Genomic DNA, 19152 nt, shown 5'->3' with positions numbered 1-19152 from the left:
GGTCTGGTCCGGCGGGTGCGGCGTTCGCTGGTCAGCCGGCTCGGCGGGGCGCCGGCCGGGAATGGGACGATCGCGGCGTGCGGCCGAGTCGACGGACGGTACTGCTGGCGGCGCCGACGTTCGCGGCCGGCGCCGTCGGTGGCGCGCTGTGGGCGCGGCGCTCCGGCGACCCGGCGGGGAGCGGGCGGCCCACGGTCTCGGACGGCGGGCGGCCCACGGTCTCGGACGGCGGGCGGCCCGGTCCGCCGAGCGGCGCGGCGGCGGACGGCGCGGCGGCGTCGACGCCGCCGGCCGGCGGCAAGGCTGCGCCGCTGATACCGAGCGGGCCGGCCGCGGTGACGCGGACGACGTTCCGGAGCGCCGCTCGCGGTCTGGACGTCTCGATGGTGCTCGTCTCACCGGTCGCCGGCGCCGTCGACGGTCTGCCGGTGTGTCTCGTCCTGCACGGCCGTGGCGACGACGCGCGCCGCGGCGTGGCTCTTCTCGGCCTGGACGCCGCGTTGGCGGACGCGGCCCGGGCCGGAGTGGCGCCGTTCGTCGCCGTAGCGGTCGACGGTGGCGAGACCTACTGGCACCCGCGCAGATCCGGCGACGACCCGGAACGGATGATCCTGGCCGAGATCCTGCCCCGCCTCGCGGATCAGGGGTTGCGCACCACCCGGCTGGCGGCGATCGGCTGGTCGATGGGCGGCTACGGCGCCCTGCTGCTCGCCCGGCGCCACCCGGACCTGGTCGTCGCCGTGGCGGCGAGCAGCCCGGCGATGTGGCCCGCCTACGGTGCCAGCGCGCCGGGCGCGTTCGACTCCGCCGCCGACTTCGCGGCCCACCGGGTCCTGGGTGAGCCGCCGCCCCCGGGAGTGGCCTACAGAATCGACTGCGGGCAGAGCGACCCGTTCTACGCCGTCTCCCGGCAGGCCGCGGACGAGCTGGCGGCGACCGAACGCCGATTCGGCCCGGGCGGACACGACCCCACGTACTGGCGCGCCGCCGTCGGCGTCCAGCTCGCCTTCGTCGGCCGAGCGCTCGCCCGCGCCGCGTCCCCGGGACCCAGGCCCACCGCGGGATGACAGGTCCGGCCAGGCCATCGTGCTCGGGTCACCGGCGGGCGACGGTGGGCCGTCGACGGTGGGCCGTCGGCCGCGATGCCCTCGCCGAGAGGCTGCCCGCGGGGAAGATAATCCGGGAATGGCGACGATCCACAACACCACCTTGGTCCCATCCAAGCTGGAACTGCTGACTGCCTGGCTCCCCGGTCAGCCCTGGTACCTCGACGCCGGCAAGGCGCCCCAGCTCACCAAGGCCGGCGGGTTCCGGCTCGACGACCCGGCCGGCGAGGTCGGCATCGAGTTCATGATCGTCACGGACGTGGCCGACGGCGACCCGGTGACCTATCACGTGCCCATGACCTACCACGCACAGGCGCAACCGGGCATGGAAGCCGGCCTCATCGGGACGACCGAGCACGGTGTGCTCGGTACCAGGTACGTGTACGACGCGACGTACGACTGGGTGTTCGTCACCCAGCTCGTCGCGCTGATCCAGGGCAAGGCCGAGCCGCAGGCGCAAAGCCTCACCGACACCCCGGACCCCACCGTGCGCAGCGAACCGGTTCTGCCCGGCTCGGACCTCGTCGTGACCGGCTGCGCCCTCGCCAGCAACGGTCCCGACGGGACGAGGCTGCGGATCTCGACGACGGACGCCGACGCCGTCCCGACGGACCTCCTGCTGCGGGTCGTCCGCGCCCTCCCCGTCCGTCCGGGTGCCGTGGACCAGCGCGGCGGCCACGTCCAGGTCCCCTGGCGTCAGGCGGACGGAACCGAGTCAAGCGCGGCCGTCGTCACCGCGGCCCCGGCGGTCGACTAGCCGACAGGGCGGACCACTCCTCTGGACCTTTCGTGACCCTGGTGGCGGGCGACGGATGGGCATCGGCGTTCAGGCGAGGCCCGCGAAGAACTGCCGGAGGTCGTCAACCACCAGATCCGGGTGGGTGGTGTAGGCGAAGTGCCCGCCCTGATCGAACTCGGTGTAGCGCACGACGTTGTTCGCGCGCTGGGCGAAGGCCCGTACGGTCCGGTAGTCCTCGGGGAACACCGCGACGGCGGTCGGCACCTTGTTCGGCAGCTCGCGGTAGCCGGCTCCGGTGCGTGCGTCCTCGTAGTAGTGCCGTGCGCTCGACACGCCTGTACGGGTGAACCAGTAGATGCTCACGTGGGTGAGATAGGTGTCGACGTCGAGGTAGTCGGCGTAGTCGCCCCAGCCGGTCCACAGCTCGGCGTTCCAGGCCAGCTGTCCGATCGGTGAGTCGGTGAGCCCGTACCCCAGTGTCTGCGGCCGGGTCTGCTGGATCTTCTGGTAACCCGCCTTGCTCTGGAAGTCCGAGGTGCTACCGGACAGGCTTTCCCGGTCCGCCGCCGACAACCCGGCCAGCTCCGCCGGGTCGCCGGAGGGGAACGCGAAGATCTGCAGGAGGTGCACCCCGAGCAGGCCGTCCGGCGCAAGGATGCCCAGCTCCCGCCCGACCAGGGCGCCGGCGTCACCGCCGACCGCGCCCCACCGCTCGTAGCCCAGCCGGTCCATCAACGTGGCGAAGGCGCGGGCCATCCGCGCGCTGTCCCATCCCCGCTCCGTCACGGGGCTGGAGAAGCCATAGCCAGGCAGCGAGGGCACCACCACGTGGAACGCCCGCGAGGGACTGGCGCCGTGTGCCCGCGGGTCGGTCAGCGGCCCGATCATCTCGAGGAACTCCACCACCGAGCCTGGCCAGCCGTGCAGGAGCAGCAGAGGCAGGGCGCCCGGCTCGGCGGACCGCACGTGCAGGAAGTGGATGTTCTGCCCGTCGATGGTCGTCGTGAACTGCGGGACCTCGTTGAGCCGGGCCTCGTGCGCCCGCCAGTCGTAACCGCTGCTCCAACGCTCGGCCAGTCTGCGCACCACCCCGATGGGCATGCCGTAGTCGGTGCCGGCACCGGTCACCTCGGCCGGCCAGCGGGCGATGGACAGGCGCGCGGCCAGGTCGTCAAGGTCGCGCCGCGGAATGTCGATACGAAACGGTTGGATGGTTGGCGAGGTCGTCATGCCCCGACCGTAGAAGTGATTCCGGCCGGATCCTGACCTAAAGCGGCGGGCCGGCACTCGGCGGTCAGGCGACGCGGTGGCCGTGCGCAGGTACGCGAACATTCGCCACATCGTCACCTGATTGCGCCGGCATTGGCGGTCGCTGCGCGCCAATGAAGCCGCGGTTCGCCGATGGGACTCCACCGGGCGGGAAACTGTCCTACCTGCCCGCTACGGTCCACCGCAGGACACACAGGAGTGTCCGCCAAATGAGCGAGAGGTGGTCGCAATGGCCGAGTTCACATCCTACGAACCGGGAACTCCTTGTTGGGTGGATCTTGGTAGCCCGGATCCGGCGGCGTCCAGGGCCTTCTACGGCGGCCTGTTCGGCTGGGAGGCGAACGTCTCGCCGGATCCGGCGGCGGGCGGTTATACGTTGTTCACCTTGCGCGGCAAGCAGGTCGCGGGCCTGGGCCCGCTGTTCGTCGAGGGACAGCCGGCCGCCTGGAGCACCTATGTCCGGGTCGACGACGCGGACAAGACGGCCGAGGCCGTGGTCGGCGCCGGTGGCCAGGTCGTCGTCGCGCCGATGGACGTCCTGGACGCGGGCCGGATGGCGGTGTTCCTCGACTCCGGCGGTGCCGCCATCTCCGTGTGGCAGCCGGGGATGCACAAGGGAGCCGAGCTGGCGAACGAGCCCGGCGCATTCTGCTGGAACGAGCTGGACACCCGCGACGTGGCCGCGGCCAAGGCCTTCTACCCGGCCGTGTTCGGCTGGGCCACGGACGATTCGGGGGCCCAGGGCGGCCCGATGGAGTACTACGAGTGGAAGCTCGGCGGCGCCATCATCGGTGGGATGATGCCCATGCCCGCGATGGTGCCCGCCGAGGTGCCGTCATTCTGGTTGACCTACTTCGCGGTCAGCGACACCGATGCGATCGCCGCGAAGACGGTGGAGCTCGGCGGGTCGGTCATCCTGGAACCGGCCGACATCCCCATCGGCCGGTTCGCGATCCTCGCCGGCCCGCACCGGGAGACCTTCGCGGTCATCAGGCTCTGAGGCGGGCGCCGATCCGGCGGAACGCGGTGTCCGGTGTCCGGCGAGTGCGCCGGACGCCGGGCACCGTCGTTCGCCGCTGCCGGACGCGGCCCTCGCCGGGCAGCGCGCGGTGGGCCTACAGCGGCTCCCGGGTTGGCCGTAGGCTGGGCGGCGTGACTGTCGTGAAGATCAATGCGATCGAGGTTCCCGAGGGCGCGGGCCCCGAGCTGGAGAAGCGGTTCGCGAACCGGCTGCACGCGGTGGACGGGCAGCCAGGCTTCGTGTCGTTCGAGCTGCTGCGGCCGGTGAAGGGCGACAACCGGTACTTCGTCGTGACGCACTGGGACAGCGAGGAGTCGTTCCAGGCGTGGCTCACCGGGCCGGCCATGGAGGCGCACTCGGGGGAGCGCGCCCGCCCGGTGGCGTCCGGCTCGTCCCTGCTGGAGTTCGAGGTCGTCCAGCGCTCGGTGGCGGGCGGCTCCTGACGGGGTCTCATCCCCACGGCGCGCCGAGCGCACCAGCCTGCTGCCGCTGACTGGTGCCCCCGCGCCGCGCGCGCCGAGGGACGGCGCCGTGACCGGGCCGGGTGGTCAGCCGCCGGGGCAAGTGTTCGGTGGGCCGCTGTACTCCGCGCAGTAGGTGCCGGTCGGGCTGTGGCGGGGCGCCGGATCCCGCGTGTCCCGAAGGAATGAGACGCATCCGGCGAACAGCAGCGCGCCGACCAGCGTGCCCAGGGCACAGCCGACCTTCCAGCGGCGGATGGCCGGCCGGTTGTCGGCCCAGGTAGCGAGGAAGAGCCCGGCCGGGGGAACGCCGAAGGCAACGGCCGCGCCGATGCCAAGGTAGCGGGCGGCCTTCAGTATGTCCTGGCGATCCACTGACTCCCCGAAGAACGCGACGCTGTACATCAGCGCGTCCCACGTGGCCACCGCCGGCACCACGAGCCAGACGACCGCGAGCAGGATCCGCAGGGCGGCGACGGACTCGGCCCAGGGTGGCTGGTCCGGGCGGGGACTGTCCATGACGCCGATGGTGGCGGTCTGAAGCCGGCCCGGGCCTGAGCAGGAACGCCCGACCCGCCTGGGCGCGAATACTCAGGCGTGGCTCGCCGATCGTCCTCGCGGCCGCGCCCCGGGGCGGGCCGCCCCGGGGCGGGCCGCCCGCCCGCCGATCCGCGCGGAAATTGATCCGTGATACGTATGCTTCGCGCCTGTTCGTCCCGACGACGCTCGGGAGTGGCCGACTCCCCCCGGAGCGCCGCTGCCCCCGTGCCACCACCGCGACGAGGCAGTCCGAACGAGCCGACGAAACGGTCGGACGCGAGCCGATTGAGGAGACGGTCAGGTCGTGGTCGACACACAGCTGGTCATGGGAGCTAGCGGCTTCCTCGGTTCACACGTCACGCGGCAGCTGGTGGAGCGCGGCGACGACGTTCGGGTGTGGATTCGTCGGACCAGCTCGACGCAGGCCTTCGAGGACCTGCCCGTGGAACGGCACTACGGCGACCTGACCGACGACGACGCGATGCGCGCGGCGATGACCGGCGTGGACACCGTGCACTACTGCGTCGTCGACACCCGGGCCTGGCTACGCGACCCCGCACCGCTGTTCGCGACGAACGTCGACGGCCTGCGGCACGCGCTGGACGCCGCGGTCGAGGCGAAGGTGCGGCGCTTCGTCTTCTGCAGCACGGTGGGCACGATCGGCCTGTCGACGGACGGCGGTCCGGCCGACGAGGACGATCCGCACACCTGGCAGCACCTGGGCGGCCCGTACATCCAGGCCCGCGTCGCCGCCGAGGACCTCGTCCTGAGCTACCACCGCGAGCGGGGACTCCCCGCCATCGTCATGTGCGTGTCGACGACCTACGGCGCGCCCGACTTCGGCTCGCCGCACGGCCAGATGGTGTCCGAGGCCGCGCACGGCAAGATGCCGGTCCACTTCGGCGACGCCGCGATGGAGGTCGTCGGCATCAAGGACGCCGCCCGCGCGTTCCTGCTCGCGGCGGAGAAGGGACGCGTCGGCGAGCGCTACATCATCAGCGAGCGCTACATGTCCTGGAAGGAACTGCTGACGACCGCGGCCGCGGCGGTGGACGCGAAGCCCCCGCGCTTCGGCATCCCGCTGCCCGCGATGAAGGTGGTCGGCCGCGTCGGCGACGTGGCCGGGCGCGTGCTGCGCCGTGACATCCCGATGACCACCGTCAGCGTCCGGCTCATGCATTTCATGCCGCCACTCGACCACGGCAAGGCCACCAGGGAGCTCGACTGGCATCCGTCCCCGACGCCGGACGCCGTCCGGGAAGCCGCGAAGTTCTACGTCGAGCAGCGGCGCGAGAGCGCCGGCTGACCGGAAACGAGAACCCGGTTACAGTCTGGCCTCTGACCGCCAGCGTGTCCTCGTTCGGCGGATGGCGCCGGCCGAGGAAGGGAGCTCCGGCATGAGTGGGCCGCTGGACGGGGTGAAGGTGGTCGAGCTGGGGGTCGTGGTGGCCGGGCCGGCCTGCGCCGGGATTCTGCTCGACTGGGGCGCCGAGGTCGTCAAGGTGGAACCGCCGGAGGGCGACCCGCACCGCGGGAACATCATCACCGCGTTGTTCGAGCTGGACAACCGGGGGAAGCGCAGCGTCTGCCTCGACCTGAAGAACGAGGCCGCGCGCGAGGTGCTGTTACGACTGCTGGCGGGCGCGGACGTGCTGGTCACTAACCTGCGGCTGGCCGCGCTCGCCCGGCTTGGTCTGGACTACGAGACCCTGTCGGCGCGGTTTCCCCGGCTCATCTACGCCGCCGCGACCGGATACGGCGTGACCGGGGAGGGCGCGGACAAGCCCGGGTACGACATGGGCGCCTACTGGTCGCGCGCCGGGATCGCGTTCGCGCTCACGCAGGAGGGGACGCCGCCACCGGTCTCTCGGCCGGGCATGGGCGACCATCCGACCGCGATGGCGCTCGCGGCGGGGGTGTGCGCCGCTTTGGTCGAACAGCGGACGCATGGCCGCGGGCAGTTCGTGACCACGTCGCTGCTGCGGACCGGTGCCTACACGATCGGTTGTGACCTGGCGAGCCACGCGCGGGGCCAGCTCGCGACTCCAGGGCTGAGCCGGATGATGTACAACCCGATTCTCGCCGTCTACCAGGCCGGCGACGGCCACTGGTTCTGGCTGCTCGGGCTGCAGGGCGCCCGGCACTGGCCGGGCATCGCCCGGGCGATCGACCGCCCCGAGCTGGCCGAGGACCCGCGGTACGCCACCATGGCGGACCTGGGCAGGAACCGGGGTGAGGTGCTCGCGCTGCTCGACGAGGCGTTCGCGCGCCAACCGCTCGACCACTGGGCGGAGGTCTTCGCGCGCCATGACGTCTGGTGGGATCCGGTGCACTCCTTCGACGAGGTGCTCGCCGACCCGTTCGCCCACGCGGCCGGCGTCTTCCGGCCCGTCGCCGTCGAGGACGGTGAGGCGACCGGCGAGAACGACGCCGCGACGCCGACCGGCGAACGCCGGGTCGTCACCGTCGCGACCCCGGTCGACTTCTCCTCGTTCCAGCCCGGCGACGCCCCGCGCGCGCCGGAGATCGGCGAGCACACGGAGGAGGTGCTCCTCGGCCTTGGCCTCGACTGGTCGCGGATCATCGCCCTGAAGGACGCGGGCGCCATTCCGTAGCTGGCTGGTGGCGACGTCTGAGGTCCGCCGGCCGGCTATGACGCGGGCGCGGGCGCGGCGGGGAGTCTGATGCCGAGGGCGTTGAGCCAGATGCGGGTGAGTTCGTCGACGGCCTTGTCGGTGTCGAAGGCGACGGGGTCGTGGGAGTTGAAGAGGAGTTCGGCGAAGTAGGCGACCATGCCGCCGAGGGCTTGGGCTGCGTAGGCGGGTTCGACGTCGGGGTCGGCGAGGTGGTCGTGTTGGAATTGGCGGATGCGTCGTTCGATGCTGTGGGCGAAGGCGTCCTGGCGTTGGAAGCGGATGCGCCAGACGTCGACGTCGATGGTGGCGACCTGGTGGATGACGCGCATGATGCCGGCGTTGGCGGCGTAGGTGCGCAGGTAGTGCTCGTTCGCCGCGCGGATGCGTTCTACGGGGTCGTCCGTGGTGCCGGCGTTGACGGCGAGCAGGTCGAGCTCGACGGACTCCACGACTTTGCGAAAGATTTCTTCTTTGGAAACAAAGTAGGTGTAGAAGGAGCCGTGTGAGGTGCCGGCCTCGTCGCAGATGTCGGCGACGCGGGCGTGCAGGAAGCCGTCGCGTTCGAAGACGGCCCGGGCGGCGTCGAGGAGTTGGTCGCGGGTTTGTCGGCCGCGGCTGGTGCGGCCGGTGCCGCGCCGTTTGGCTCTGGTCTCTCCCTGCCAGCCGCGGCTGGCGTTGGGAATGGAGGCCATTTGCTCGACGGGTCTGGTCCCTTCAGACACTGCAGTCCTCTCCGACGACATGAACCGGGCACGGCCGATCCCGGTTCCCTGTCATCCAGGGGTCGGATCGAGTGCGTAGTAGTGATGTTCGCCGCTTGATGGGCTGCCCTCTGGGTAAGCGCCACAGTTCTCTGAAAAGATGACCGACGGCGGGTGACCAGGCAGTGCCGGGCAGCGTCGAGCGTAGCAGCGGTGGAGCGCCCTGACGGCCGGTCGCGACCGCGGTTCCTCACGCATCGTTGCCGGCGCCGCGTGGGGTCCGTACGAGCGGACCGGCGCTGCGCTGTTCGGTCTCCGATGGCGCGGTCCTCCGTCTCGCCTGTCGCCTGCCCGTTGTTTCGTTGTTCCGCCTCGGCGTCGCGGTGGACCGGATGGGCTCGCCCGGCCCTGCTGGCGCCGGGTCGCTCCGGCCGGCGTTGTTCTCCAGGCCGGCTGGCCGGTCCGTGGCCCCCGCGGGGGCTCGGCGGCGGGGACCCCCGCGTACCCGTTGCCGGTAGGGGTTGTACGGTTCTACCGTGCGGGAACATTGAAGTCGACGTCAACATCGAAGTTCGTGCCGACACCACGGTCTGCGCCCGATGTCGACGTCCAGGCCCGTGCCCAGAGACGGGAGCCGCGCTTTGACCCCCTCGGAACACCTCCCTGCATTGCTGCAGGTGGAGGATGTCTCGATCAGCTTTGGCGGCATCAAGGCCGTCGATCAAGTGTCGTTCACCCTGGACCGTGGCTGTTGCGGGATCATCGGGCCCAATGGTGCCGGCAAGACGACCCTGCTGGACACCCTCGCCGGTGTCCTCGTGCCTCGCGCGGGGCGGATCCTGCTCGACGGCCACGACCTGACCAGGAGGTCGTCGGCCTGGCGGGCGCAGCATGGCATCCGGCGGACCTTCCAACGTCACCAGGCCTTCGGCTGGTTGACGGTCGAGGAGAACCTCCTGGTGGCGTGCGAGTGGCGTGGCCGGAGCCGGCGGATCGTGGCCGACCTGCTGGCGGCCCGGTCGTCGCGGCGCCGCCGGCAGGCGCACACGGAGCGCATCGAGCACGTCCTCGAGTTGTGTGGGCTGCTGCCGGTCCGTGACCGGCGGGCCGCGACACTGCCGATCGGGCAGGTGCGGCTGATGGAGTTCGCCCGGGCGATCGTCGACGAGCCGCGCCTGCTGCTGCTGGACGAGCCGACCTCCGGTCTCGGCCCCGCGGACACGGAACGTCTGGGCTCGGTCGTCACCGAGCTCACGTCGAAGGGCGAGTGCGCGGCGATTCTCGTCGAGCACGACCTCGACTTCGTCGTCGGGCTGTGCGATCAGCTGATGGTGCTCACCGCCGGCCAGGTCCTCACCAGTGGTGACCCGGCCGAGGTCTGCCGCGACCCCAGGGTCGTCTCCGCCTACATCGGGAAAGCGTAGATGGACAAGTTCGTCAGCCTAATTCTGAGCGGCGGCGTTTCCGGCGCCATCTACTCGCTGCTCGCCATCGGCCTGGTACTGAACTACCAGACGGCCAGGATCTTCAACTTCGGTCACGGCGCGACGGCCTTCTCGACCGCGTTCCTCTTCTACCAGCTGAACACGGGGCTCGGCTGGTCGAAGTGGGCCGCGCTCGTCGTGACGGTGTTCCTGTTCGCGCCGGCGGCGGGGTGGATGTGGGACCGGCTGGTGTTTCGCCGGCTGGCGGGTGCGGGCGAGGCGGCCGCGACGGTCGCGAGCGTCGGGATCCTCATCACGATGCCGGCGTTGGTGCAGTGGCTGTGTGACGTGCTGCGCGGGACGTTCGGGGTCGGGTTCGTCGACACCTCGACGGCGTACGTGGTTCCGGGGATCGGGCCGAACCCGCCGCGGAACTTCCGGGTCACGTCAGGGCTGGTCATCAGCTCGAACCAGCTGATCGCGTTGGTGGTCGCGCTGGTCGCGTTCGTGGGTCTGTGGCTGCTGCTGCGGTTCACGGCGCTCGGGCTGCGGATGCGGGCGGCGGTCGACAAGCCGGAGCTGGTGCGGCTGCGGGGGACGAACACGAACACGACCTCCGGCGTGGCCTGGGTGCTCAGCTTCTTCCTGGCGGGGCTCGCCGGCGTGCTCGCGGCGCCGCTGCCGGGCACGTTCGGACTGACCGGGGACAACTACACGCTGGCGTTGTTCGTGGCGGCGACCGCCGCGGTGATCGCCGGGTTGCGGTCGTTCCCGATCGCGTTTCTGGCCGGGCTGCTCATCGGCGCCGCCCGCAACCTGGCCGAGGGGTATGTCAGCGGCCAGTACCTGGGCTCCTTCGGCTCCTGGGTCGAGGGCGTCTACGGGCTGCGGTCGTCGCTGCCGTACTGGGTGCTGATCGTCGCCCTGGTCGTCGTCGGCATGGAGCGGCGCCGGCGGGTGGCGGGGACCGCCAGCGAGGCCGCCCCGCCGCCGGACTACCTCGCGGACCTGCCGCGGTGGCGCCGGCACCTGCCATGGGTCATCGCCGGCGCCGTCCTGCTGATCTACGGGCTGTTCCTCGCCGACAGCACGTGGCGCACGATCGTGTTGTCCGGGCTGGCGCTGGCGATCGTGTTCATGTCGTTCACGGTCGTGACCGGGATCGGCGGCATGGTCAGCCTGGCGCAGTCGACCTTCGTCACGGTCGCGGCCCTGTCCGCCGGCTGGGCGGTGGGGCACGGCTGGCCGTTCCTGCTGGCCCTGCTGCTCGGCATGGCCGCGGCGACGGCGATCGGAGTCGTGGTCGCGCTGCCGGCGCTGCGGCTGGGGGGAGTCGCGCTCACGCTGGCGACGCTCGCCCTGGCGCTGCTGGGCTTCTCGGTGCTGTTCAACATCGCCGGTTTCACCAACGGCACGGAGGGTTGGAAGCTCGCGTTCCCGTCGGTCGGGTCGGTGGACTTCGCCGACGACCGGGTCATGGTCGTTGTGCTGTTCGCGGTGGTGCTGGCGGTCGCGGCGGTCGTCGGGAACCTGGAGCGCTCGGCGTCGGGACGGGCGATGGCGGCCGTGCGGTCCAGCGCGCCGGGTGCGGCGGCCAGCGGCGTGCCGCTCGCCGCGACCAAGCTGACTATCTTCGGGGTGTCGGCGGCGCTGGCGGGTCTCGGCGGGGTGCTGCTCGCCTGCGTCCAGGGCACCGCGCGGGGCTTCTCCTGGCCGCCGATCATGGGCTTCCTCTGGCTCGCGACCGTGGTGATCTTCGGGGTCCGCCGCCCGCAGGGCGCGGTGGTGGCCGGCCTGGTGTCGGTCGCGCTGCCGCGGGTGATCAGCCATGGCCTGCACCTGGGGTCGGTGGGCTGGGGCGGGACGACGTCGCCGGTGGTCGCGCAGATCCTGTTCGGGCTCGGCGCGATCGGCCTGGCCCAGCAGCCCGAGGGCGCGCTGGCCTCGGTCTCCGGGCTGAGGCATCGTCGCCGGCTCGCCACCCGCCCGGCGGTCGCGTCCGACGCCGCCGCGGCTGTGCCTGCCCAGGGAACGGCCGCGACGGCGTCGCCGGCACTCGCCACGCCCGCCCGCGGGCCGGTGGCCGCCCCGCCCACGGGTCCGGCGCTGCTCGAGCTGCGCGGGGTGCGGGCCGGGTACGGCGACGTCGAGGTTCTCCACGGCCTGGACCTGACGGTCGCGCCGGGCGGCGTCCTGACGTTGCTGGGGGCCAACGGCGCCGGCAAGAGCACGCTGTGCCGGACGGTCGCCGGGCTGACCTCCGGCGTCGGCGGTCAGGTGATGTTCCGGGGTGAGGACGTCACGCACGCGCCGGCGCACGAGCGTTCCCGGATGGGCATCGTGCTGGTGCCCGAGTCCCGTGGGGTCTTCCCCAGCCTGACGGTCGAGGAGAACCTCCAGCTGTGGCTGCGTGAGCAGGCCCTGCGGGAGAGCGTCTACGACCGTTTCCCGAACCTGGCCGAGCGGCGCGGGGTGGAGGCGGGCAACCTGTCCGGCGGTGAGCAGCAGATGCTCAGCCTGGCGCCCTTCATCGCGCGGCCGCCGGCGTTGCTGCTCGCCGACGAGCCGACGCTGGGGCTCTCGGTGAAGGTCGCCGGCGAGGTGCTCGCGGCGCTGCGGGTCCTGCGGGACGAGGGGACGACCCTGATCCTGGTCGAGGAGAAGGCGCAGGAGGTGCTGACCCTGGCCGACCAGGTCGGTGCCCTCTCCCTCGGCCGGTTGCAGTGGGTGCGCGCCGCCGCGGACGTCGATCTCGACGAGCTCACCTCCGCATATCTCGGCGGCGCGGCCACGGTCTGAGGCCGCCCGTCGCGTTCTGAAAATCTGACTGGGAGAAGACCTGTGATCTTGTTGCGTTCACGTCGGGCGCGGGCCGGGTTGGCCGGCGTCGCGGCGCTGGTGGCCGCGGTCACGTTCGCCTCGTGTAGCTCCACCACCGACAACGGCACCTCCTCGGCACCCGTGGACCTGGGTAAGCCGATGGACGCCGCCGCGGCCAGCAAGCTGGCGATCGAGAAGGCGGGGCCGATCGAGTTCGCGACCGGCGACACGGTCCGCGGCGTGAACGGCAAGGTCATCACGATCGGTGGCGTCGCCGACGTCAAGGACACGACCGGTATCGAGAACTTCCCGGGCGTGTGCGACGGCGCGAAGGCGCGGTTCGAACGTGCCAACCGCGAGGGCGGGGTGAACGGCTACACCTTCTCCTACGCGGGCTGTACCGACAGCGGTGCCGATCCCACGACGTCCAAGGACGCCGTGACCGAGATGGTCGAGGACAAGAAGGTCTTCGGTCTGGTGCCCTTCACCGCGACGGTCTCCACCGTCGGGGACTACCTCAACGACAAGCACGTGCCCTACTTCGGCTGGGGCATCTCGAACGACTACTGCGGCTGGAACAACCGCCAGTTCGGCTTCTCCGTCACCCAGGCGATCGCCTGCGCGGGTGTGCTGCCCGGGCAGACGTTCTACTCGTCCGCCGGTCTGGAGAGCTACCTGACGGGCTCGGGCAAGAAGCCGGCTGACGTGAGTGCCGCGTTCATCGGGTCGAGCGTCGCGGCCGGGGCGAGCTCCGTGAAGAGCTTCGCGAAGATGGCCGTCGGGCTGGGGATGAAGGCCCCCTACGCCAAGACCCCGATCCCGGGGCCCGGGGCGCCGCCGCTGTCGGACTACACGCCGATCGCCCGCGACATCATCGCCAGCGGCGCGAACCTGGTCGCGTCGACGACCCCGCCGGCCCAGATCTTCCCGCTCGTGGCCGCGCTGCGGTCGTCGGGCTACACCGGCGACGTCCTGATCTACTTCGCCGACCCGCGACTCGCGCCGCTGGCCGACCAGCTCGACAAGGCGTACGCGATGACGCCGAACTTCGGCTCGGGCGTCTTCCCGAGCGACACCTTCAAGCAGATCGACGCCGACCTGAAGGCCGTCGGCTCGCAGGCGGACGCCAGCGCCTCCGGGACGCTGACCTCCTACGGTGCCGCGGACCTGTTCCTCAAGGCCTTCGCGAAGATCAACGGCTCGGTCACCACCGAGGCCCTCGCCAAGGTCCTCAACTCCGGCTTCGACTACCCCGCGCTGGGCAACGCGCTGTGCGGCTCCACCTGGCCCGCCGGGCGCGTCCTGGGCAACGACTGCGCCGCGCTCGTCCGGTTCGACGGGGCGAAGAAGGCCATCGTCCCCATCAAGGACCTCCAGACCTTCGGCCACGAATACCTGTTCTCGGCCGCGTAAATCGCCCGAGCACGCCCCGAAGGCTGTGCGGCCGAACCTGGCCGCACAGCCTTCGGGCTTTCTACGGACAGTGAACGGGCGACGGGCCACGACGGCGACGGTCGACGAGGATGTCGCCGGCCACCCGGAGCGGCTCGGCGTAGACCGTGGCTCGGCGGAAAAAACGGTGCTCCCGACGTTCGCCGGGAGCACCGTGGACGTGATGTGAACGTGATGGTGAAGGCCTGTCAGCGGCCAGAAATGGCTGGACCGGCCGCGGGGCGTTGCGTTGCCTCCCGCGGCCGGCCCAGGTCTGGGGGCTACTGCTCCAGCCGGTGGCCGCACCAGCGGTTGCGGTTGGCGGGGTCGGAGCTTGGGACGACCTCGTAGCCGGTGCCGGCGTCGTTCACGCGCATGAAGGTGTAGCAGGTGGCGATCTGGCCCCAGTCCTTGGTCATGTCGACCGGACCGGGCAGCAGGCCGCCGGCGTCGAACTTGCTGGCGCGCAGGGTGTCGATGAACTGGGCGCGGGTCGGGCAGGACCCGGCCTTGTCGAGACCGTAGAGGAACAGGTCGGTGAGGATGTAGGTGACGAACGCGAGCTCCTGGTCGGGCGGCTGGAGCTCGGGCGCGTAGCTGCTCATCGCCGACAGGTACTTCTGGTGGGCCGCGCCGCCGATCTCGAACGGGACGTAGTTGACGGCCGCGGTCAGCCCGCTGAGCGTCTTGCCGTACTGGTTGACCAGTGACTTGTCGTAGCCGCTGGGCGCGAGCACGACCTTCACCGGCGCGCCGGCCTCACGGATGCCGCGGACGACCTCGGCCAGGTCGGTGCCGGCGAAGGCGGCGCTCACCACGTCGACCCCGGCCTGCTTCAGCTGCTGGCCGAGCTGGACCGGGTTGGTGACGTTCCCGTTGAAGATGAAATGACCGGGCGCCATCTGGATGCCCGCCGACACCAGGCTGGCACTGATCTTCGATCCGATGTCGTTGCCGGACGAGGTGACGTCGTTCTGGATCACGGCCGCCCTGGTGCCGCCCTGAGCCTTCGCGAAGTCGCCGAACGTCGAGACCGACGGGCCGTCGCTGAACACGTATGCGTAGGCGAACATGTTGCGATACCGCTGGTCCGTCCAGAACGGCTCCGCCGGAATCCCTGTCGCCGGGATGCCGTGCTCGCGCAGGTAGTCGGCGCCCTGGGCGGCGGCGATGGACGCCTCGACGAACCCGAAGACCTTCTGGTTCTCGGTCAGGTCGCGGACGATCTCGAGGTTCTGGGCGGGCTCGCTGGCGTCGTCGCGCCAGGTGTAGACGAGCTTGCGACCGTGGATCCCGCCGGCCGCGTTCGCCTCCTCGATCCGCGCGATGAACCCGCCCTTGGCGGCGGTCAGCGAGGCGGCGCCGGCGCCGGTGTCGGGGTAGACGAAGCCCAGCTGGATCGAGTCGTCGGTGAAGCCGGGAGTGTTGCAGCTGGCGACCGCGCTGCTGCCCGCGCCGCCGCCGGAGGACGCGCAGCCCGCGGCCAGCACCGCGACCAGGGCGGTGGCCAGCGCCGTGGGCCGCGACGCGCCGCGCCGGGACCTGGACAGGGTCCTCGGGGCGGGCCGCGCATCCCACGAGCGGGAGATCGACGGGTCGCGGCGCGGCCGCCGCCGGAGGCGCCGTGAGGAGGCGTCGCTTTTCTGGGAGTCGCTGGGCGCGCTGAGCACCACCGTCACCCCCGGCCCAGGGTCAGGAACCCTCGCGGACCGAACGAGGCGCGCGAGAAACGGACTCCCATGCACTGACAAGCCAAGATGGTCTCCACGTAAGTCTTCTTCGGGATCGTCAGGAATCCAGGGCCTGCTGCGGGACGACGTCGAGCTCGGGCAGCCCGGCGCCGGTCACCGCGGCCGGGTCGAGGTCGTCGGCCAGCGGTGGGAACGCCGGGGGGCGTTTCTGCGTGAAACTGTCCAGCCCCTCGCGGAAGTCGGGGCCCGTGACGGCGACAGCCATCGCCCGGTAGGAGCGACGCAGTGCCGTCTCGAGGTCGCTCTGCTGGTCGGCGTGCAACTGGTGGCGGATGAGCGCCAGGGAAGCCGGCGAACAGTTCGCGGCGATGTCGGCGGCGTAGGCGCGCGCCGCCGCCAGGAGCTCCGCCGGCTCGACGACCCTGCTCACCAGCCCGAGCGCGAGGGCCTCGTCGGCGTCGAAGACCCGTGCGGACAGCAACAGGTCCGCCGCCCGCTCCGCCCCCACCAGCCTGGGCAGCAGCCAGGTGGCGCCGAACTCGCCGGCCAGGCCACGGCGGGCGAACGCGGTGGTGAACCGGGCACCGCGCGCGGCGAACCGGACGTCGCACAGCAGCGCCTGGACGAGACCCATACCGGCGCACGCGCCGTTGATGGCCGCGACGAGTGGCTTGCGCAACGCCCAGGCCCGCACCGGCGAGCGGCGGCCGGACAGGTCCAGGCCGCCGCTGGCGATCCCGTCAAGACGGCCGCTGTCGACACCCGGGCAGAAGGTCCTGCCCGCGCCGGTGACGACCGCGACCCGGATCCGCGGGTCACGGTCGACCTGCTCGAGCGCCTCGAAGTAGCGAAGCTCCATGTCCGGGTTCCAGCCGTTGCGCCGGTCCGGGCGGTTCAGCGTGACGACGCCGACCCCGTCCGTGCCGACGTGCAGCAGCACCGGCCCGTCCGCCACGACCGCGACGTCGCCGTTGCTCGGTGTGTCGTCGCTGCCCGGGGCATCGCTGCCGGGGGCGTGGCTGTCGGGGGTGTCGCTGGCCGCGCCATCCGATGATCGTTCGGGTGGCGTCCCCACCTCGTTCCCTCTCATCGTCCCCTCGGTTCGGTGTGCCCGGCTCGGCGCGCGCGATCATCCGGCGTTGCGCGGCCGGCGCGTCGGGTAGGGCGGTAGTGGGGGCGCCACTACAGGCAGACGGCCGGTCGCCGGCTGATCTTGAACGCGGTGAGGTCCGCTACCGGTCGCGCGGTTCCGTGCCGTCCCGGCTTGCTGATCCACAGTCAAGATTGACGTCGACCTTGAGGTGCGCGGCCCATAGTAAGCGGACTGTCTTGGCGACAAACGGGCGGGACCTCGACGGGTCGCCCCGGCGCTGCGCTCCCAGGACGTCCGCGCGTCCGTGCGCTCGGGCGTTCGGGCGCCGCGCCGGTCTCCCGTCGAGCGGCTGTCGCCCTCGTGCCGGGCGGCTGTTGGGACGATGTCCCTATCGTGTGACCGTTTCCCGGGTTTCCAGACCTGGGCTCCCAGATTTCCAGACCGTGGGTCGCGGTGAGGGTCTGGCGGGGCATAGAGAGAAACATCTCGTCCGGGGCGCGGCGCGCCCCGCGGTCACGCCCGGGGCCCGACGGGCAGGTCGCCGCCGCGCGGCAGGCGCATCGCCTGCAGGCAGAGCCGGCTCAGCTGGTCGGCGGCGGTCGCGAGGTCGCGGTCGACCCCCGGGCGCGGGAAGGAGCGGTCGGCGAATCCCTCGACCATGCCGATGAGCCCGAGCAGAATGCTTTCCGGGCTGACCTGGGCCTCCGCCAGCCCGGCACGCTGCAGCCGGCGGACCGGCTCGACGTGCCGGGCCACGGCCCGCATCCGCGAGTCCGCCCGGATGGCCCGGACCTCTTCGTCGTGCCAGCCGATCTGGCGGACGAGTCCCAGCAGCCGGGCCTCCAGCCGATAGGCCTCCAGGTACCGGCGGACGCTGGCCCGCATGAGGTCACCCAGCCCGTCCAGGCGACCCGGCTCGAAGAGCAGGCCGTCCAGGGGAGTGCCCAGCCGGGCCGAGGCCTCGCGCGCGAGCTCCAGGAAGGCGGCCTCCTTGGACTCGAAGTGGCGGTAGAACCCCCCGTGGGCCAGACCGGCGAGATGGACGATGTCCGTGACGCGGGCGTCGTGGAGTCCATCTCGCTCGAAGACCATCCTGGCCGCCGCCAGCATCCGCGCCCGCGATTCCCGGCGCGCGGTCGGGAGCGGGGGTCCCGACTGTTCGCGGTCCGCGGGTGGATCGAACGGCAACGGTGCTCTCCTCTCGGCCGCGTGCACGTGCCCGGGTTCGCTAACCTGCCCGGATTCCCTGGCCTGCCCAGGCTCGCTGGCCTGCTCGGGCTCGTTGACCCGGCTAGTCGGTCTGGTCCGTCAGGAGTGCGGCCTGCATGCCGGCGTCGATGGGGATGTTGACGCCATTGAGGTAACTGGCCGCGTCGGAACCGAGGAACGCGAGCACCTGGGCGACCTCGCGCGCCGTCGCCGGCCGGCCCTGGTGGCCTTGTCTGACCGCCCAGTCGAGCAGCTCGTCCGTCATCGTCGCCCGGAAGTCGGCGAGCAGCGGCGTGCTGATCGGGTTGGGACAGGCGCTGGTGATCCGGATGCCCGACCGGCCGAGTTCCCGGGACGCGTACAAGGTGTAGACCTGGCCGCATTCCTTGGACAGGCCGTAGGAGTCGGCGGTCAGCTCGGGGTGGGCGTCGAACCAGGCGAGCGCCTCGTCCCAGTCGTCGATCGCCATGAGCTTCAGCAGGTCGTCGCGGTGGTTGGGCCAGCCGGTGCCCGCCATCGACGAGGTCAGCACGATCGCGCCGCCCGCGGTCATCCGTGGGGCGAGCCGTTGGCACAGCCGGCGGGTGGCGAGGAAGTTGACGCTCAGCACGGTCCGCGTCGGCTGGGTCGCGGCGACGCCGGCGTTGGCGAACAGCACCTGGGCAGGGCCGTCGACGGCCTCGGCGGCGGCCTCCACGCCGGCCTCGGTGGACAGGTCCGCGCGGATGAACTGGTGGGCCGGCCCGGCCGGAGTGTCCCGGTCGATCGCCGTGATGTGCGCCGCGTCGAGCTCGACGAGCAGCTCCACGAGCGCCGCTCCCACCCCGGAGGCGGCGCCGGTCACGACGACGCGCCTGCCCTGGTAGCTGAACGGGTTTCCCACCGGGCCCCTTTCTTGATGTCGGTGACACGGCCTGATGCCGGCGGCACGGCCAGGCGCGCGGGAAGGTGCTGGCCGGATGTGTGACGGGCCGGAGCCCGCCCGGTGGCTCGGGCGGGCCTGGGCCGCCC

Annotated in this window: 17 protein-coding genes; 10 read left to right on the top strand and 7 right to left on the bottom strand. The window is 71.7% G+C overall.

Going from position 1 to position 19152, the window contains the following annotated elements; translation table 11 throughout:
- The first annotated feature begins 77 nt into the window (after nt 1–77).
- Both FRCN3DRAFT_RS0222070 and FRCN3DRAFT_RS0222065 read left to right on the top strand, forming a co-directional pair.
- Nucleotides 78–1067, top strand: coding sequence for an alpha/beta hydrolase (locus FRCN3DRAFT_RS0222070; protein ID WP_007509178.1), 990 nt, complete (start codon nt 78–80; stop codon nt 1065–1067).
- A 118-nt stretch (nt 1068–1185) separates the two neighbouring features.
- Nucleotides 1186–1863 (top strand): maltokinase N-terminal cap-like domain-containing protein, encoded by a 678-nt coding sequence (locus tag FRCN3DRAFT_RS0222065; RefSeq protein ID WP_007509180.1) that lies wholly within the window; start codon nt 1186–1188, stop codon nt 1861–1863.
- A 69-nt stretch (nt 1864–1932) separates the two neighbouring features.
- Here the strand turns inward: FRCN3DRAFT_RS0222065 and FRCN3DRAFT_RS0222060 are convergent, their stop codons facing one another.
- Nucleotides 1933–3075 (bottom strand): epoxide hydrolase family protein, encoded by a 1143-nt coding sequence (locus FRCN3DRAFT_RS0222060; RefSeq protein ID WP_027140830.1) that lies wholly within the window; start codon nt 3073–3075, stop codon nt 1933–1935.
- Between the two features lie 268 nt (nt 3076–3343).
- Here FRCN3DRAFT_RS0222060 and FRCN3DRAFT_RS0222055 point away from each other — a divergent pair, with 268 nt between their 5' ends.
- A complete protein-coding gene (locus tag FRCN3DRAFT_RS0222055; protein ID WP_007509184.1) occupies nt 3344–4114 on the top strand; it encodes a VOC family protein in 771 nt (256 codons plus the stop codon).
- A 152-nt stretch (nt 4115–4266) separates the two neighbouring features.
- Nucleotides 4267–4578, top strand: coding sequence for an antibiotic biosynthesis monooxygenase family protein (locus FRCN3DRAFT_RS0222050; protein ID WP_013423807.1), 312 nt, complete (start codon nt 4267–4269; stop codon nt 4576–4578).
- A gap of 105 nt (nt 4579–4683) precedes the next feature.
- Here the strand turns inward: FRCN3DRAFT_RS0222050 and FRCN3DRAFT_RS0222045 are convergent, their stop codons facing one another.
- The gene (locus tag FRCN3DRAFT_RS0222045; RefSeq protein ID WP_007509187.1) at nt 4684–5115 is read right to left on the bottom strand and encodes a hypothetical protein; all 432 of its coding nucleotides are present in this window, start codon (nt 5113–5115) and stop codon (nt 4684–4686) included.
- Nucleotides 5116–5440: 325 nt separating this feature from the next.
- Between FRCN3DRAFT_RS0222045 and FRCN3DRAFT_RS0222040 the strand changes: the two genes are divergently transcribed.
- Together FRCN3DRAFT_RS0222040 and FRCN3DRAFT_RS45670 are read left to right on the top strand one after the other, a co-directional pair.
- Nucleotides 5441–6442, top strand: coding sequence for an NAD-dependent epimerase/dehydratase family protein (locus FRCN3DRAFT_RS0222040; protein ID WP_007509189.1), 1002 nt, complete (start codon nt 5441–5443; stop codon nt 6440–6442).
- 91 nt (nt 6443–6533) lie between these two features.
- Complete coding sequence (locus FRCN3DRAFT_RS45670) at nt 6534–7751, top strand: CaiB/BaiF CoA transferase family protein (protein ID WP_007509191.1); 1218 nt, start codon at nt 6534–6536, stop codon at nt 7749–7751.
- A 35-nt stretch (nt 7752–7786) separates the two neighbouring features.
- Here the strand turns inward: FRCN3DRAFT_RS45670 and FRCN3DRAFT_RS0222030 are convergent, their stop codons facing one another.
- Nucleotides 7787–8464, bottom strand: coding sequence for a TetR/AcrR family transcriptional regulator (locus FRCN3DRAFT_RS0222030; RefSeq protein WP_425343323.1), 678 nt, complete (start codon nt 8462–8464; stop codon nt 7787–7789).
- 650 nt (nt 8465–9114) lie between these two features.
- Between FRCN3DRAFT_RS0222030 and FRCN3DRAFT_RS0222025 the strand changes: the two genes are divergently transcribed.
- From FRCN3DRAFT_RS0222025 to FRCN3DRAFT_RS55225, 4 genes are all read left to right on the top strand, one after another.
- Nucleotides 9115–9897, top strand: a complete 783-nt coding sequence (locus FRCN3DRAFT_RS0222025; protein ID WP_007509194.1) for an ABC transporter ATP-binding protein — start codon at nt 9115–9117, stop codon at nt 9895–9897.
- Nucleotides 9898–12696, top strand: coding sequence for an ABC transporter permease subunit (locus FRCN3DRAFT_RS0222020; RefSeq protein ID WP_007509196.1), 2799 nt, complete (start codon nt 9898–9900; stop codon nt 12694–12696). It begins immediately after the preceding gene.
- 42 nt (nt 12697–12738) lie between these two features.
- Nucleotides 12739–14130: an ABC transporter substrate-binding protein gene (locus tag FRCN3DRAFT_RS0222015; protein WP_007509198.1), complete on the top strand. Its 1392-nt coding sequence runs from the start codon at nt 12739–12741 to the stop codon at nt 14128–14130.
- Between the two features lie 70 nt (nt 14131–14200).
- Complete coding sequence (locus tag FRCN3DRAFT_RS55225) at nt 14201–14338, top strand: hypothetical protein (protein WP_198536017.1); 138 nt, start codon at nt 14201–14203, stop codon at nt 14336–14338.
- Between the two features lie 91 nt (nt 14339–14429).
- Here the strand turns inward: FRCN3DRAFT_RS55225 and FRCN3DRAFT_RS0222005 are convergent, their stop codons facing one another.
- From FRCN3DRAFT_RS0222005 to FRCN3DRAFT_RS0221990, 4 genes are all read right to left on the bottom strand, one after another.
- Nucleotides 14430–15827, bottom strand: a complete 1398-nt coding sequence (locus tag FRCN3DRAFT_RS0222005) for an ABC transporter substrate-binding protein (RefSeq protein ID WP_232794112.1) — start codon at nt 15825–15827, stop codon at nt 14430–14432.
- Nucleotides 15828–15936: 109 nt separating this feature from the next.
- Nucleotides 15937–16929 carry an enoyl-CoA hydratase-related protein gene (locus FRCN3DRAFT_RS45665; RefSeq protein WP_007509201.1) on the bottom strand — a complete coding sequence of 331 codons (993 nt, stop codon included), beginning with the start codon at nt 16927–16929 and terminating at the stop codon, nt 15937–15939.
- A 516-nt stretch (nt 16930–17445) separates the two neighbouring features.
- Complete coding sequence (locus tag FRCN3DRAFT_RS0221995; RefSeq protein WP_007509203.1) at nt 17446–18120, bottom strand: TetR/AcrR family transcriptional regulator; 675 nt, start codon at nt 18118–18120, stop codon at nt 17446–17448.
- A gap of 103 nt (nt 18121–18223) precedes the next feature.
- The gene (locus FRCN3DRAFT_RS0221990) at nt 18224–19024 is read right to left on the bottom strand and encodes a coniferyl-alcohol dehydrogenase (protein ID WP_007509205.1); all 801 of its coding nucleotides are present in this window, start codon (nt 19022–19024) and stop codon (nt 18224–18226) included.
- Between the last annotated feature and the right edge of the window lie 128 nt (nt 19025–19152).

It is taken from the genome of Pseudofrankia saprophytica (assembly GCF_000235425.2).
Lineage (GTDB): Bacteria > Actinomycetota > Actinomycetes > Frankiales > Frankiaceae > Pseudofrankia > Pseudofrankia saprophytica.
Note: the sequence above shows the minus strand (reverse complement) of the source record. Positions and strands in the feature narration are given on the sequence as shown.

Excerpts from the sequence above, each read along its gene's own strand:
- FRCN3DRAFT_RS0222065 (WP_007509180.1), top strand. The coding sequence starts at position 1,186 with ATGGCGACGATCCACAACACCACCTTGGTCCCATCCAAGCTGGAACTG.
- FRCN3DRAFT_RS0222060 (WP_027140830.1), bottom strand. The coding sequence starts at position 3,075 with ATGACGACCTCGCCAACCATCCAACCGTTTCGTATCGACATTCCGCGG.
- FRCN3DRAFT_RS0222055 (WP_007509184.1), top strand. The coding sequence starts at position 3,344 with ATGGCCGAGTTCACATCCTACGAACCGGGAACTCCTTGTTGGGTGGAT.
- FRCN3DRAFT_RS0222045 (WP_007509187.1), bottom strand. The coding sequence starts at position 5,115 with ATGGACAGTCCCCGCCCGGACCAGCCACCCTGGGCCGAGTCCGTCGCC.
- FRCN3DRAFT_RS45670 (WP_007509191.1), top strand. The coding sequence starts at position 6,534 with ATGAGTGGGCCGCTGGACGGGGTGAAGGTGGTCGAGCTGGGGGTCGTG.
- FRCN3DRAFT_RS0222030 (WP_425343323.1), bottom strand. The coding sequence starts at position 8,464 with ATGGCCTCCATTCCCAACGCCAGCCGCGGCTGGCAGGGAGAGACCAGA.
- FRCN3DRAFT_RS0222020 (WP_007509196.1), top strand. The coding sequence starts at position 9,898 with ATGGACAAGTTCGTCAGCCTAATTCTGAGCGGCGGCGTTTCCGGCGCC.
- FRCN3DRAFT_RS45665 (WP_007509201.1), bottom strand. The coding sequence starts at position 16,929 with ATGAGAGGGAACGAGGTGGGGACGCCACCCGAACGATCATCGGATGGC.